We start from the raw sequence: 15,558 nt of genomic DNA, 5'->3' as shown, positions 1-15,558 counted from the left end.
TTGAATGCGTAGGCGTGTGCCGTGTCAGTTGGTCGGACGCGGGGCCGCCGTGCGCAAGGCGCGCGTGGTGCCCATCCATTCCACGGGCAACTGTCGACGCTTGAGGTCGGCCATGATCACATCATGTTCGACCTGATAGGTAGGCACGCCCACAAACGGTGTGTACAGCCAGCGCAGGGTGGGTGAATACACGGCGAGTGCCACACCAAAGTCCGGCACCTCGAATGGTGTGATCAACACCGAATCGCTGCCGATGCGCACCCATTGGGTCTTCGAGACCACGGTGGCACGGGCTGCGTTGGCCGCTCCGGTCATGCGGCGCACCGACGTCGCGGCGCCCGGGGCCACATAGAGCGGACGCTGTTTCGCGGCAAACCAACGCACACCGCCATTCCCACTCACCGGGCGGGCGACGATCGCCACCGATGCTCCCGCTCCGGTTTGTTTGGCGAGCCAGTTGTGCACGATGTCGACGGCCCCTTCGGTCTGCGCCGTTTCCAGCAGCACCCACTGCCCCCCAATGCGTACCGCCCCAATGCTGCCGATGAAGGGCGGGAAATTGGCGAACGCATTCTCCACGATCTGTACGGAGTCGAGCGACACCTGCCACATCGGACGGCGCTCAGTGGCGAGATACCGCGTCACAGCGCTGTCGGGGATGGCAAACGAATCGGCCGGTGCCGGTGCATTCACCGCGACCACCATGGCCGTCATGCGCTTGTACGGACGACCCACACGACGGACATCCCGCTGCCGTGCGATGAGCACACCGGGATTGTATCGCGTCCATCCGGAGTACCAGATCTCGACGTCCTGTCGGGCCCACGGTGCGAGCCCAAAATCATTGGTCTCGTCGGCCGAAAAGCGGATCATGGAGAGCAGATGCGTGCTCCGATGCAGGAACCAGGTGGCCGGAAATCCATCGACCGTACCACGCACACGGGCATGTGGCACACCACCCAGTGTGGTGTCGGTCAACAGTCGCAGGGTGCCGGACGCCCGTGCCTGCTGCAGGGTGCGCTCGGGGGCAAACGCGAACAGTTCCCGACGTTCATCGACGTAGGCGATGTTGAGCGGTGTGATCGACCTCGGCCCGTTGGGCTGGGAGAGCCAGCGTGCGCCGACCGTATCGCGCACCACATCGACCGCGATGGAAGGACTGGGCAGGAAGTAGCGCGTATTGCGCCAGCTCTTCGTCGTGTAGTTGCGCAGTTCCGTATGGCGTTCGTACGACGGGGCGTCGGCATAGGGCAGATCGGAGAAGCCGATCCGTTGCCACTGGGTCATGACATCCATGCGAACGGACGTGACCGCATTCAACAGACTGTCGCCGCCCATGCGAGCCAGGGAGCGTGCCACGACGGCCTCGGCGCGCGGGTCATTGCCCGGCTGAGCGTAGAGCGGTTTGAGGGGGAGGATTGCCGCAGCGGTGACGGCGACCAGCAGGGAGCGCGAGAGTGATGCCGCCATGGGCAGGCGGCTCCGGAGCGTTGGCATTGGGAAGGAAATAGTGGGAGGACAGTACTCCTCTTCTCACCACGCGCACCCGACGCGCCAGTTTCACCTCTGGTCCCGCGCATATGCCACTCGGCGATGCGATTGCCCGATTCCCGGGACGAACTGCCCTTCGAGCGAAAAGCGCTGGCCGTGCGTAGTCTTTAATACAAGTATCTAATCACCCACTTTTATCGGATATGCGTGCACTCCGAGGTTGGATAGCGGCCGTGGTACTGGCCGGGGCGGCTGGCCTCACACGCCCCGTGATGGCACAGGACACCACGGCGCTCGATCCGGTCATGCGCCTGCAAGCGAAACTGGAAGCGGGCACGTTGACGCTCGCCCATGATTCGGTGCTCGGGTATCTGCCGGCGGTGCTGAAGGCGCTCGATATCCCGTCGTCGTCGCAGACGCTGGTGTTCTCCCGGACCAGCCTGCAGACGGACAAGATCACGCCGTGGTCGCCGCGGGCGTTGTACTTCAACGACGATGTGTATGTGGGCTATGTGTTCGACAGCGATTTCCTGGAGATCGCGGCCGTGCACCCCACGGCGGGCGCGCGTTTCTACACGTTTGGTCAGGCCGTGCGTCCCAAGCCGCGATTCGCGCGAGAAACCACGACCTGCCTGATGTGTCATCAGTCACGCAGTGTCACCGGTGGCGTGCCGGGCTTCATGGTGCTCTCCACGTTGGTCGATCGGCACGGCTATCCCATCACCGGCGTGCATGAAGGGGCCACCACCGATGCCACGCCGGTACGCCAGCGATTCGGTGGGTGGTATGTGACCGGCACGCACGGCACGATCGGGCACTCGGGCAATGTGTATGCGCCCGTGTTGGGTCATCAGGTGGCTGACAAGGCCCAGTATCGCACGCAGTTCAACATGCGCACCGAGAGCGCCCTCACCAGCCTCGCGGGCAAGTTCGATTCCACGTACTACCTGACGACCCAGAGCGATATCGTCGCGATCCTGGTGCTCACGCACCAGACGATCATGCACAATCTCATCACCGCCACGCATGAAGCGGCCCGGGAAGCATTGCTCGAAGCGGCCATTGCTCCACCGGAGACGCGCGCCCAGACCCCGCAGGTCTCGCCCCGACTACGGGGGGCGGTGGAGACACTGGTGCGTGGCATGTTGTTCGTGAATGCTGCTCCGCTCGAAGGACCGGTTCGTGGCACGACCACTTTTGCGACGGACTTCATGGCCCATGGGCCGCGGGATCCGCAGGGTCGGTCACTGCGGGCGCTGGATCTCGAGAAGCGGTTGTTCAAGTATCCGCTCAGTTTTCTGATTCATTCGGAAGCGTTCGATGCGCTGCCGGAGATCGCCAAGCGCGCCATCTACGTGCGTCTCGATGGCATTCTCCGGGGGACTGATCGCACGCCGGACCTGCAGAACATTCCCGCCGAAGACCGGCGCGTGGTATTGGAGATCCTCACGGCCACCAAGCCGGAGTTCACCAAAATGCGAACGCCCTGAGGCGGCCGGTTGGGCTGCGCTCAGGGCGTCCTGCTCCACGCGTTCGCGCTTACTTGTTCGCGTCGAGAATGGCGCGACGTTCGAGTGCGGTCTGGCCGTTGGTGATCCACTTCGCGGCCGGTTCACCCTTGAGGTAGTGTCCGAACCACTCGAGAATGCGCGTCTGGTAGTCGCGCTGGTTCTCACGCTTGGTGAGGCCGTGGCCTTCGCCCGGGTAGGTGAGCATCACGACATGTTTGCCGGCGCGGCGGGCGTAGTTGTAAAACAGCGAACCCTGCCGCGGATCCACCGTGCCGTCGTCGCTGCCGATTTCGATCAGCATGCTCTTGGCCTGCATCTGATGCACCCGCGCGAGGGGTGAGTTGTCGAGCATGGCCTTCATGTCTTCCCACGGCGCCACCTGCATGCGGAACTGACCGGTCTCCCAGTGATCGAACTCCGCCGTGCCGCCACTCCAATGCAACTGGCCCGCGAAGCTGATCATGTCGGTGATGCCGGAGCCCACGATAGTGGTCTGGAACAGGTTGCTGTGAGTGGCGAGATACGCCGCTTCGTAGCCGCCCTGTGAGTGGCCAACATGGCCCACCCGCTTGGCGTCCACCAACCCCTTCGCAATCAGGGTCCGTACCGCCGGTTCCACGGCGTACTTGGTGCCGATCCCCGGTTCACGCGGCCGGAACACGATGTCGGGCATCAGCACGAAGTAGCCTTCCTGCGAGAACACCGTGGCGTTGTAGTAGTTGCGATTGTTGGGGGCGATGTAGCCATGCAGCCCCTGCGTGAGCCGCTCGTACGTGTAGACAATGAGCGGGTACTTCTTGGCCGGGTCGTAGTTGGCCGGATAGTACAGCAGCGCCTGCAGCGGCACGTTGATCGTGCTGCGGAAGTTCATCAGCTCCACCTTGCCCCACGCGAACTTCGATTGCTGTGGGTTGGTGGCGGTGACGGCCTTGGCAGACGCGGGATCGGCACCCACGAACACATTGGGTGACGTGTCGTACCGTTGGCGCAGGAACGCCACCACATTGGCGCTGTCGGCGCGCACAAATCCCGAGTGCCCGGCATCGATCAGCAGCAGCCGCTGCACGGTGCCATCGGCATTGAGACGGGCGTAGCCACTCTGCTTGGTTTGCCGTCCGGTGAGGGCGAAGTACTGCGGCGCCGACAGGTCCACCGCGCGGTCGACGACCGACGCATTGAACCCGGCCGCACTGACCAGGCGGTGGGCCACCTGTTCGCGGGCGCCGTTGGTCAGGCGGGTGGCAGCGCTGCCATCGGCGGCCAAACGCCACACGTCATGTGTGTCGTTCACCAGCAGCGCATCGCCCTGCTTGCTCCACGCCACGATCGGAAAGATGTGGGGGATATCGGTGGGATGATCGTCGTCATGGTCGACGAAGTCCGCCTTGCCGCCACGTGTCACCGATGCCGTGAGGTTGGTGCGCTTCCCCGAGGCAAGATCGACGACCCAATAGTCGCGACCATCGGACCAGGCGAGCTTCGTGCCCGTCGGGTCGCCGCCGTAGTAGTGACGCACCCGTTCGAGCACCTTGCTGCGTGCGCCTGTTTCCAGGTTCACGGCATACACGTCCTGCACGTTGCGGCCGAACTTCCATTCCCACGGATACGGCTTGCGATCGATCTCCGTGGCCCAGCGTCCGCTTTCCAGCGCCGCCGATTGCTCATTGAGATCAGTGCCCACCGGCACCACACGATCATCGGCACGCCACGCTGCCAGCAGCGTGCTACGCAGGTCCTGCGCTTCCTGCACCTTCTGCTGCGCGAACATGCGCACATCATTGGTGTGCCAGATCTCCACGTCGGAAACTTTCTCGGCGCTCTTCTTGATGGCGTCGGCTACGGTGAGACGCGGGCGCGTGCCGAAGAACAGCACCTGTCCATCCCGCGACCAGGACGGCCGTCGGTGTTCCGCAATGCGGACGCCAGCGGGGAATCCTGTGGCCTTCGATCCATCCAGCGTCCGCGGCGCGGCCGTTGCCGTCACATCGCGCCAGTTGAGCACCACATACGCCGTGTCGCGAAATGCCTTGTCCACCACACCACGCAGGGCGGCGAATTCCAGCGACTGCCGACGCCAGGCGAGTGCCCGATACGGGGCGCCGCCATTCTCCAGTACACGCAGGGAGTTGCCGGCCGCATCATACAGTTGCACTGAATGACCGGACGAGCCGTCGCCGTCGATGGCCAGTGCCAGCAGCGCTCCGCCCGCGCCAGCCGCATCGGCCCAGGTGTGCTCACGGACCGAGGAGAACGTGAGGCGCGTCCCACGGGCCAGATCGTACACCACCACATCCGAAACCTGCTTGCCTTCGGCGGGGTATCGCGTGAGCGCGGCGTAGCGGCCGTTGGCGCTGAACGTGAAGCCGCTGACTTCGGCTTCGGTGATCACCTGACCATTCGCGAGATTGCGCAACTGCACACTGTTGCGAATGGGCTTCTTCTCTTTGGTGAGCCGTTCGCGCTCCGCCGTGGACATGCCGATCAGCATGCCCACCCACTCGTTGGAGGCCCCGAATGTCACCGGTGAGCCGAAGGGAACCACGATGGTGGTGTCGCGCGGCCCGCCGATGAGACGGACTTCGTTGTCGTCGTTCAGACGCGAGATCGGCAGCGCGGTCCAGTCACCACGGGGGGAGATGCGCGGAGCACCGGGTACTTCCCACTGAGCAAAGTCGGCCGGTGTGACCGTGGGCTTTGGCTGTGCACCGAGAGCGGCGCCCAGCAGCAGGGCCGCGGGAACGAATGGAGCGGTGGTTCGACGCATGCGGGTCAGGGTTGGATGGTACGGCGGCGCTTCATCAACGCTTCGATTTCGTCGATCTCACGAGGCACGAGGGAAATTCGTTCGAGCCCCTTTTCGGTGATCACGTAGTCGTCCTCGATGCGGACGCCCGTGTTTTCGTACTGCTGCACCACGGCCTTCACCTTGGCGATGAAGGCGCGATTTTTCGGCGTATCAGGCAGTACCGCGAGCGCCCGGGTGCTGATGTAGATGCCGGGTTCGATGGTGAACGCATCACCCACCTGGAAGGTCGCGTCGCGCCCGGCGCCCTGCATCGGGTCGTGCACCGCGAGGCCGATGCCGTGTGTGATGCCATGAATCATCCAAAGGTTGGCCTGACGACATGGTGCCGGATTGGTCGTGCAGTTGACGGCCCACGGCGGATCGAAGGTGGCTTCTTCGCTCTCGATGAGGCCCAGCGCGGCCAGTCCACGTGTGCGCACGGCCACCGACGAATCGGCCGCCGCCCGCACACTCATGCCAACCTTCGACATCTGCTCGGCTACGTGTTGGGCATCGCGCACGAGTTGATACACTTTGCGCTGAGCCGGCGTGAACGTGCCGCTCACCGGAATCGTGCGCGTAATGTCGGCTGCATATCCGCGGAATTCGGCGCCGGCGTCCATGACCACCAGATCCCCCGGCTTCACGGGGTCGCTGTCTTTCATGTAGTGCAGGGTGGTGCCGTTGTATCCGCCACCCACAATGGAACCGTACGCAGGACGTTCGGCGCCCCGACGCGTGAACTCATACTCGATCGCAGCGCGCAGCTCGTACTCGGCCTGTGGGTTGGCCGTGAGCATGGCGGCGCGATGGCCTTCCGCGCTGATCTCGGCGGCGCGGCGAATCAGTGCGAGTTCGGCCGGAGACTTCTTCGCCCGCAGTTGCAACACCAACGCCATGCCATTGCGGATGGCCAGGTTCGGGAATTTGCGCGACAGCGACTTGACCGTTTCCTGGCCACGCGTGAGCGAATCGTCGCGCGCAAAGTCCATCGTCTCCACATCGGGGATGTTGTAGAACGGCAACCCCGTACCGGCCAGGGAGTCGAGCACGCCGGCGAGGGCGGCGAAGGAACGTCCCGGCATGCCGTATCGGGCCAGGCTGGACGCGGTGTCGACCCGCTGTCCGTAGTAGAACGCCGTGCGCGGGTCGAGCGGTGTCAGGAACAGGGTGCTCTGCGCCTGCTTGTCGCGCACCACCATGACCAGTGCATGGTCGGGCTCATTCAGCTCAGTGAGATAACGGAAGGCCGAGAGCTGATAGAAGGTGCTGAAGTCGTGCACGAGCGCGCGGCCACCGTAGGACAGCACCACGCCATTCTCGACCTTCTCCGCGAGGGCTGCGCGTCGGGCCGACACCTCGGCCTGCGTGATGACAGTGTCCACGGCAGCCGCACGATTGGGCGTCGCGGCTGGCCGAGTGGCCGGGCGTCGCGCCGGCGGGGGAGACTGTGCACCCACCGTAGTGGGCAAGGCCGCCATGAAGGCAGCGGTCAGCGACGCCGTGGTGATGGCTGCACGGAGACGCGGGGCGGAGAGGCGGCTGTGAAAGTGCATCCGCCCAATCTACGCCCCACCGGAGCGGGCGTCAGCGCGTGGCCTGCACGCCGCCTTCCAGCCACGCGATGACATCTGCTGCGTGATATGACCCCTCAGCGGCCAGTGTTGCCACCGAGGCCAGATCGTCACCGCTGGTGACCAGTGGTGGCTCGTCCCCCTCGGTTCGTACCTGTCCCAGCCCGACATCCGCCAGCAGGCCGTTGCAGAGGCATCGGCGCCCCTCACAGTCAGCGGCGTCACCGCCCTTGGCCACGTAGGCGTCGACCGGTTCCGCCGGGCATCGATACACCGTGCGACCATCGTCACCGCGCACGGCTACGCGCAGGTAGCCCAGGTCGCACACCCGTTCACGGCTGTCGGCCAGATCGGCCACGCCGTGAATCACCTTGAACGGGTAGCCGGTGGGTGAAGCCAGCGGATCGGTGAACACATGGGCACGACCCGCACACACTGCCTCAACGACCGACGTTCGCAACGTCGGCTCGAGGCCTGACTCTTCGCAGAAGGCGAACAGGGTGCCCACCTGCACGCCCTGTGCGCCTTGTTCGAGCGCCTGCGCGAATCCCCGCGGGGTACCGGAGCCGCCGGCAATCCAGAACGGCAGGCCCAGGTCGCGCATGCGCGCAAAGTCCACCACATCACGTTCGCCGTAGATCGGCTGACCAGAGGCGTCGAGCTGCATGTCCCCTCGCGGCGGCGCATTGTGCCCACCGGCGGTGGGACTCTCCACCACGAACCCGTCCACGCGACCGTTCGACTTGCGGGCCAGCGTGGCCGCCAGTGACACGGCCGAAACCACGGGATAGAACGACGGACGTCGCAGCACGGTCATCGGTGGTGCATGCTCGTGCCAGAAATCCATGGGATCGAACGTGATCGACTCGATCACATCACGCGGCATGCCTTCCACGTCGAAACGCAGCGAAGCGGGGCGATGCTCCGACAGAGCATCGAGCGCACCGGGGATTTCGCGCGGGATGCCGGCCCCCATGATGATCGTGGCCACACCGGCGAGCATCGCGCCATACAGCGTGGGCAGGTTGGGCAACTGCACCTTGGTGAGCAAGTTCATACCGACATCGCCATCATGTCCTTCGCGGGCCAACCACGTCTCCACAAACGCGGCCGCCACCGTGACCCGCTGCCGCGCGCGACTCACGACCTGGCGATACATGGGCAACAGACGATAGGGGGCATCGGGGGCGCGACCTTCCGCGATGAAAAACCGATGCAACATCTCGTCCGCGATGGCCGGCACCGGAAAGTGCGCGAGCGCACGGCGTACATGTCCGCCCGGATCGCCATCCTGCAGTCGGCGCACCATCACGGTATCGATCACGGTGCCGGAGACCACACCGAGATGGCCGAGCGAAGACACGGCGTTGGCGAGTCGCCAGTTGGACACGCCGATGCCCATGCCGCCTTGAATGATGCGAGGCAACGTGGCGACGGAAGGGACGAGTGTAGCGGACATCGGATGGGGTGCAGAGGAACCGGAAAGCCGGCAGGATGTGACTCCGCAATGTGCATCACCATGTCACCTTGTCGGCATTCGCACATTCCCCGACACGGCTGTCAGGGTTTCCACACGTCGCACCGTGGTGAAGGGGTGGCACATGGCACATAGGGGGCGTTGCCCCGTGCGTGTCACCTGGAAGACAACGCCAACGACAACACCTGCGACGATGACGTCGCATCGCATCCCGTACCCGAGCGCCGAATCATGTCCCTGCTCATTCTCTCGCCCACGGCATCACACGACGATCATGATGATCACGACGACCATGGTGGGTTGCATCGCGATCTGATCGCCACCGGCCGCACCATCGATCGACGGGCGATGTTGCGCATGGCGGCCAGTCTCGGGGCGGGGTTCGGCGCGTTGCAGTTGCTCGGCTGCAGCGACAGCAGCGCGGTGACCGGCACCGGTACCGATACCGAAGGCGTGTCACCGGTGAACAACAATGGCACCTGCAGTCGAGTGCCGGAAGAAACAGCGGGACCGTATCCGGGTGACGGATCGAACGGAGCCAATGTGCTCAACCAGACCGGTGTGGTGCGTTCGGATATCCGGTCGAGCTTTGCGGGACTGAGTGGCACGGCGGTCGGCATTCCGCTCACGGTCAACCTGACCATCGTGTCGGCGAGCAGTTGCTCACCGTTGGCGAATCGGGCCGTGTACCTGTGGCACTGCGACCGAGCGGGGAACTACTCGCTCTATTCGTCCGGCGTAACCAACCAAAACTATCTGCGTGGTGTCCAAGCTGCAGATGCCAACGGGCGTCTGAGTTTCACCACGATCTTTCCGGGGTGTTACGCGGGGCGCTGGCCCCACATCCACTTCGAGGTGTTCCAGAGTCTCACGGCGGCGTCCGATGTGCGCAACAAGGTGGCCACCTCACAGATCGCGCTGCCGAAGGCGACGTGTGACCTGGTGTATGCCACCAGCGGATACGAATCGAGCGTGCGCAATCTGGCGGGTGTCACCCTGGCCAGCGACAACGTCTTCAGCGACGGGGCATCGCTGCAGTTGGCGACGGTGACGGGCAGTGTCACGGAAGGCTTCACGGCCACACTCACGGTGGCGGTGGCCGTCTGATGGATTGAAGCTGCAGTACGAGGCGGCGGGTGAAGGACACCGGATACTCACGTGGAGAGGGGTATCCGGCGGACATCCTGCGGAGGGGCAGGCTGTTCCGCGAGACGGGGAGCGAGGCGCTGAGGGAAACGATATGTTCCCGGCATGCGACTCCTCCCCGCTCTTGCTGCCATCCTCATCGGCGCGTTGCTGGTGAGTGCCTCACCGGCGTCCGCGCAAGCCGTGCGACCCGGGCCGACGTCACTGCGTCGCGTCATCGACAGCCTCGCTGATGCACACCGCGGCGTGGTGGGCTACAGCATCACCAATCTCGAGACCGGTGAACATCTCGAGCGACGCGGTGATGAAACGTTCACCACGGCTTCGCTCATCAAGGTGCCGGTGCTCGTGGCGCTGTTCGATCTGGCCGAACAGAAGCAGCTCACACTCGATGATCCGATCGTGCTCACCGAGATCGACAAGGTCGGAGGAGCCGGACAACTGCAGTTCCTGCGCACGCCGCTCACCCTGCGGCTGTGGGATGTCGCGTGGTTGATGACGACGCTGAGCGACAACACCGCCACCAATCTGGTACTCGACCGCATCAAGATCCGGCGTGTCTGGCAGAAGATGGAAGCGCTCGGGCTTCCTCACACCAAGGTGCATTCCGGCTCGATGACCCGCATTGGTACCGTCGCACCCGACAGTTCCGTCAAATACGGGCTGGGAGTCACTACTCCCAATGAGATGGCTCGCCTTTTCACCCTGCTCGCCCAGGGCAAGGCCGTGAGTCCGTCGGCGGATTCCACCATGTTGGCCATTCTCGCGCGCAATGTCGACGATGCAAAACTGCTTCGGTACGCCTATGGCGTGCGTGCAGCCCACAAGACTGGTGATGTGGACAACGCGCGCACCGATTGTGGGGTACTCTACTTGCCAGCCCGGGTCGTGGCGTGTGTGCTCACCAAGGAGAACGTGGACACGCGGTACTGGATGGACGCCGAGGGCAATACGGTGATCGGTCGTATTGGCGCCGCGATCGTGGCACACTGGGCGCCGCGTCAGGGACCGACGCGCTGACCCCCATCATCATGCCGGTGGCGTTGGCCCGCCAACCGAAAGCGCCAGTGCGCGCAGCGCCCGTTCCAGTTCTTCACCAGAGAACGGTTTGTACAGCAATGGCCGCCGCGACGAGTTGACACGTTCCCGTACGAAGCTGTCGTCGTGAAAGCCCGTCATGAACATGAGCGGCAGCACGGGATAGTCCCGTTCGATATGTAGCGCCAGCTCGCCACCGGACATGCCGGGCATGATCACATCGGTGAGCACGACGTCGATCTCCGCAGTGGCCCGCAGAGCTTCCAGCGCCTGATCGCCATCCGGGGCGGCCGTCACTTTGAGCCCAAAGCGCATGAGCATGCGTTGCAGGATCTACCGCAGACTGGGCTCGTCTTCCACCAGCAGGATATGGCGGAACGGCAGGAGCGCTTTCACACCCTTGGTGTTGGCCGCCGAACGATGCATGGCTTCGTTGATCAGTTCTTTCTGTTGCTCGATCCGCTGCGACTGCCACAGGATGATCGGTTGTCCATCGAGTGTGTCCGGCACCTTCACCACGGTTGCCAGCACCTGCACCGAACGTCCGGCCATGTGTCGCAGATGCATCTCGACGGGGGCCGCCCGCGTACCGGGAGCGGGCGCCGATTTCAGCCATTCCGTGAACGCCGCGCGATCACTGGGCCACACATGGGTGTCCGCCGCGCCTTCAATCTGCGACGCATCCGCCGACAGACCGATCATCGTCAGGAAGCCGGGATTGTGGCGCACGATATTGCCGTCGCCATCCAGCAATGCGATGGCGGCCGGTGAGGCTTCGAAGGCCACGCGCAACAATCCATCTGCCGCACGTCGCATCTTCTCGAGGCGGCGCTGGGCACGCAGGTCGGTCAACGTGTGCACGTGGCCTGCGGGTTCACCGTGTGGTGAGACCATGGCACGGCAGCGCCACGCGACGGGAATACGCTCTTCCTGCCGGTTGATGACCCAGGCGTCGTCATCATGCCAGTCGCCGCGGAGACCCTCGGTGAGCGGCACCGTACGACCCGGGACCGACGATTCCAGCTTGAGCAGTTGTGACAGCACCAGCCCCTGCTCCACCGCGTCGTACAGTGTCCAGCCCAGCAGGCGTTCGGCCGACGGGTTCAGGTAGCGCACCATCTCGTCGCGGTCGGCCACCACCACCGCATCGGCGACACCATCACTGATCGGGGCAAAGGTGAGCGAGCTCGCGCGAAGATCCCGCTCGATGCGATGTCGATGCAGTGCCAGGTCGAGCGCCAGAAACAGATCGCGCTCGTGGAACGGCTTCAGGACATACCCGTACTGCGCGGTGGTGTGCGCACGCTCATAGGTGGCGCTGTCGGCGTTGGCGGTGAGAAACACCACCGGCACATTGAAGCGTCGGTGAATCTCGTTGGCGGCGTCGATGCCATCCCGTTCGCCCTTGAGCCGGATGTCCATCAGTACCACCGTGGGGCGCAACGTCGCGACGGCCTCGATGGCCGCGGCCGCGCTGTCTTCGGGGCCCACCACGTCGTAACCGCGCCGCCGCAACCGATCCACCAGCTCGGCGGCGATCAGCGCTTCGTCTTCAACCACCAGGACGCGGTGTTGTGCAGGTGAAACAGGGATCGGGACAGGCATGATTATGTCTGTGTCACGCGGCGTGAGGCGTGGGGATCCTGAGGCGCGCGACCGTGCCCGGTTCACCCTGCGTCAATTCAAATTGGCCATCGATCTGGCGTGCGAGTGCCTCCACCAATGTCAGGCCGAGTGACAGGCGGTCCTGCAACCCTTTGTTCGTGCCCACGCCATCGTCCTCCACCACCATCTCGCTCCACTGGGGATCCTGATTCGAGAGTGTCAATCGAATGTGCCCCGGGCGCCCGGCGGGGAAGGCGTGTTTCATGGCGTTGGTGACCAGCTCGTTGAGGATCAGGCCACACGGCACGGCCAGATCCACCGACATCGTGATGGGCTCGAGCGAGAGGTCGAATTCGATGGACTGTCCGGGAATACGCTGACTGTGGCGCACTTCTTCGCACAGTGAAGCGGCGTAGTCGGCAAACTCGACCGACGACAGATTGCCCGACCGATACAGTGTTTCATGCACCAATGCCATCGACCGCACCCGGCGCTGGCTTTCTTCGAGGACCGTGGTCGTTTCGAGGTCGGTGATGCGGGTGGACTGCATGTACAGCAGACTGGAAATCACCGCGAGGTTGTTCTTCACCCGGTGATGAATCTCGCGCAGCAGGATCTCTTTTTCGCGCAGTGAATCGCGCAGGCGTTGGTCGGCCTTGCGTCGTTCGGTCACGTCGCGGATGACGCAGAGCACGACCAGACCATTGTCGTCGTCCATCGGACTGAGGAGCACGTCCACGGGAAACTCGCGGCCGTCTGCGCGTACCGCGTGCAATTCCAGCCCGGCGCCCATGGGCCGCATGCGTGGCCCTGAGAGATAAGCTTGCCGGTGCGCGGCGTGCCCGTGCCCGAAACGGCGAGGAATCAGCTCGTCGACCAGTCGGCTCTGCAGTTCGCTTGCCTTGAAGCCGAACATGGTGGCCGCCTGAGGATTGGCCTCTCGGATACGACCATCGGCACCGACCACCAGCACGGCGTCGGGAATGAACTCGAAGATGCGTGCGTAGAGGCTCATGCGGTCCGACAGGCCTATCGAGGGCCGACTTCGTCGCGCCGGGTGTCATCGGCGCGATCCCCGAACTCTTCGTCGAGTTCGTCGGGCTGTCCATCCGGAATTGACTGACGGATGTGCCGGCGTTCGCACGCCGCACGACGTCAGAGTGTACCTGGTTGCTGCGAGAGTGAGTAGAACATGGTCCGACTGAGATCGCCGCCACTGCTCGACGCGATATCCAGACGGCCCACCACACCAAACCCGAGATTGAGTGTCGGGCTGGTCCAGGTCGAACGCGCACCGATGGCCCGCAGTTGCAGCGTGACACCACCGCCCGGCTGCTGGTCCGATTCGCGAATGCGCAGCGTGGCGCCACTGCCCCCGGAGATGGTACCCAGGCGTCGGCCGACCACGCCCGCCGATCGGATCGCGTACACATTCACATCGTAGAACCCGCGATTGGTCACGACCACGATCGCGGTCATATCGCCCGACACGGGTGCCGGAGCATTCTTGCGGCAGCCGGAGAATCCAAACACTCCTGCCCCCACGGCCAGGGTCAGGAGTGTTCGGCGGGTGAACCAACTGGCAGACATGATTGGGGTCCTCAGAGCCGATCAATCATCGGCTGGGTGATCAGCACAGTGCCACGCGCGGAGCGGCGGAATCGCCTGGCGTCGAGGACTGGATCTTCCCCGACCACCAATCCGGCAGGTATTCGTACCCCGCGATCCACCACGACGTTACGCAGCCGTGCCGCCCGGCCGATATCCACGTATGGCTGGACCACCGCGCCTTCCAGGTGCGAGTAGGAGTGCACGCGTACGCCGGTGAACAGCAACGACTTGTGTAGGTAGGACCCGGATACGATGCAGCCGCCGGAGACCAGCGAATTCAGGGCATGTCCACGCCGGCCCTCTTCATTGTGCACGAACTTGGCTGGCGCGGTGAGTTCCGAATACGTCCAGATCGGCCAGTCCTTGTCGAACAGATCGAGCTGAGGCGTAACGGTGGTCAAATCGATATTGGCTTCCCAATAGGCGTCGATGGTACCGACGTCTCTCCAGTACGCCAGGGACTCGTCCTGGGAGCGCACACAGGACGTACTGAACCGGTGCGCAATGGCTTTGCCGTGGCGTACCACGGTGGGAATGATGTCCTTGCCGAAGTCGTGACTGGAATGTGGGTCCGCCGCATCGGCGCGGAGCAGCTCGAACAGGTACGTGGTGCGGAACACGTAGATGCCCATGCTGGCGAGCGACAGGTGCGGTGCGCCGGGAATCCCCGGCGGGTCATCGGGCTTCTCGAGAAACGTGATGATGCGGTCGTTGGCATCGACGTGCATCACGCCGAACCCGGACGCTTCCCGCTGCGGCACCTCCAGCACCCCCACCGTGACATCGGCATTCTGGTTCACGTGCTGCTGCAGCATCAGCTCGTAATCCATCTTGTAGACGTGGTCACCGGCGAGGATGACCATGTACTCGGGCGCGTAGTCCGCGATGATGTCCCCGTTCTGGTAGACGGCATCGGCGGTGCCGTCGTACCACTGGGTCTCGCTCACGCGCTGGCTGGCGGGCAGGATATCGAAGCTTTCGTTCCGCTCGGGGCGCATGAAGTTCCAGCCCCGTTGCAGGTGCCGGATCAGGCTGTGGGCCTTGTACTGCGTGGCCACGCCGATGCGTCGGATGCCGGAATTGATCGCGTTGGAGAGCGCGAAGTCGATGATGCGGGTCTTGCCGCCGAAGTACACCGCCGGCTTGGCGCGCGGGTCGGTGAGTTCGTACAGGCGCGATCCGCGGCCGCCGGCGAGCACATATGCCATGGCCGTGCGGGCAAGCGTGCCGCGATTGGACGGGGTCATACGAGGGCGATCGGGGAAACGGAGTGAAACCAGGCGGGCCTTCCGGGGGCGATGGCGCCATCCCCCTGCCCGC

12 protein-coding genes are annotated in these 15,558 nt (G+C 64.1%); 3 read left to right on the top strand and 9 right to left on the bottom strand.

The genetic code is table 11. The features are described 5' to 3' along the window. Window positions 1-24: 24 nt before the first annotated feature. Window positions 25-1,497, bottom strand: a complete 1,473-nt coding sequence (locus tag GAU_RS16420) for a hypothetical protein (RefSeq protein WP_169307715.1) — start codon at window positions 1,495-1,497, stop codon at window positions 25-27. 197 nt (window positions 1,498-1,694) lie between these two features. On the opposite strand from GAU_RS16420, the gene GAU_RS16415 reads away from it, so the two are divergent. Continuing rightward, window positions 1,695-2,981, top strand: coding sequence for a hypothetical protein (locus GAU_RS16415; RefSeq protein WP_015895025.1), 1,287 nt, complete (start codon window positions 1,695-1,697; stop codon window positions 2,979-2,981). A gap of 49 nt (window positions 2,982-3,030) precedes the next feature. On the opposite strand, the gene GAU_RS16410 is transcribed toward GAU_RS16415, so the two are convergent. From GAU_RS16410 to GAU_RS16400, 3 genes are read right to left on the bottom strand one after another with little or no spacing between them, the layout of a single operon-like run. Next, window positions 3,031-5,766, bottom strand: coding sequence for a S9 family peptidase (locus tag GAU_RS16410; protein WP_015895024.1), 2,736 nt, complete (start codon window positions 5,764-5,766; stop codon window positions 3,031-3,033). Between the two features lie 5 nt (window positions 5,767-5,771). Continuing rightward, the gene (locus tag GAU_RS16405; RefSeq protein WP_015895023.1) at window positions 5,772-7,343 is read right to left on the bottom strand and encodes an aminopeptidase P N-terminal domain-containing protein; all 1,572 of its coding nucleotides are present in this window, start codon (window positions 7,341-7,343) and stop codon (window positions 5,772-5,774) included. 31 nt (window positions 7,344-7,374) lie between these two features. Then, on the bottom strand, window positions 7,375-8,820 hold the full coding sequence (locus tag GAU_RS16400) for a nitronate monooxygenase (RefSeq protein ID WP_015895022.1): 1,446 nt from the start codon (window positions 8,818-8,820) through the stop codon (window positions 7,375-7,377). A 249-nt stretch (window positions 8,821-9,069) separates the two neighbouring features. On the opposite strand from GAU_RS16400, the gene GAU_RS16395 reads away from it, so the two are divergent. Further along, a complete protein-coding gene (locus GAU_RS16395; protein ID WP_015895021.1) occupies window positions 9,070-9,945 on the top strand; it encodes an intradiol ring-cleavage dioxygenase in 876 nt (291 codons plus the stop codon). Between the two features lie 144 nt (window positions 9,946-10,089). Next, complete coding sequence (locus tag GAU_RS16390; protein WP_015895020.1) at window positions 10,090-11,004, top strand: serine hydrolase; 915 nt, start codon at window positions 10,090-10,092, stop codon at window positions 11,002-11,004. A gap of 9 nt (window positions 11,005-11,013) precedes the next feature. Here GAU_RS16390 and GAU_RS16385 read toward each other — a convergent pair whose 3' ends face one another. The 5 genes from GAU_RS16385 to glgC all read right to left on the bottom strand — a co-directional run bounded on the left by GAU_RS16385 (window position 11,014) and on the right by glgC (window position 15,485). Then, window positions 11,014-11,343: a response regulator gene (locus GAU_RS16385; protein WP_015895019.1), complete on the bottom strand. Its 330-nt coding sequence runs from the start codon at window positions 11,341-11,343 to the stop codon at window positions 11,014-11,016. 12 nt (window positions 11,344-11,355) lie between these two features. Beyond that, on the bottom strand, window positions 11,356-12,627 hold the full coding sequence (locus GAU_RS21275) for a response regulator (RefSeq protein ID WP_015895018.1): 1,272 nt from the start codon (window positions 12,625-12,627) through the stop codon (window positions 11,356-11,358). Window positions 12,628-12,640: 13 nt separating this feature from the next. Continuing rightward, the gene (locus GAU_RS16380; RefSeq protein ID WP_015895017.1) at window positions 12,641-13,642 is read right to left on the bottom strand and encodes a sensor histidine kinase; all 1,002 of its coding nucleotides are present in this window, start codon (window positions 13,640-13,642) and stop codon (window positions 12,641-12,643) included. Between the two features lie 140 nt (window positions 13,643-13,782). Beyond that, a complete protein-coding gene (locus GAU_RS16375) occupies window positions 13,783-14,217 on the bottom strand; it encodes a hypothetical protein (RefSeq protein WP_015895016.1) in 435 nt (144 codons plus the stop codon). 11 nt (window positions 14,218-14,228) lie between these two features. Continuing rightward, a complete protein-coding gene (gene glgC, locus GAU_RS16370; RefSeq protein WP_015895015.1) occupies window positions 14,229-15,485 on the bottom strand; it encodes a glucose-1-phosphate adenylyltransferase in 1,257 nt (418 codons plus the stop codon). Window positions 15,486-15,558: the final 73 nt, after the last annotated feature.

Origin of the sequence: Gemmatimonas aurantiaca T-27, assembly GCF_000010305.1 — a bacterium.
GTDB lineage: Bacteria > Gemmatimonadota > Gemmatimonadetes > Gemmatimonadales > Gemmatimonadaceae > Gemmatimonas > Gemmatimonas aurantiaca.
The sequence above is the reverse complement of the archived record's forward strand: the minus strand, read 5'-3'. Positions and strand labels throughout refer to the sequence as shown.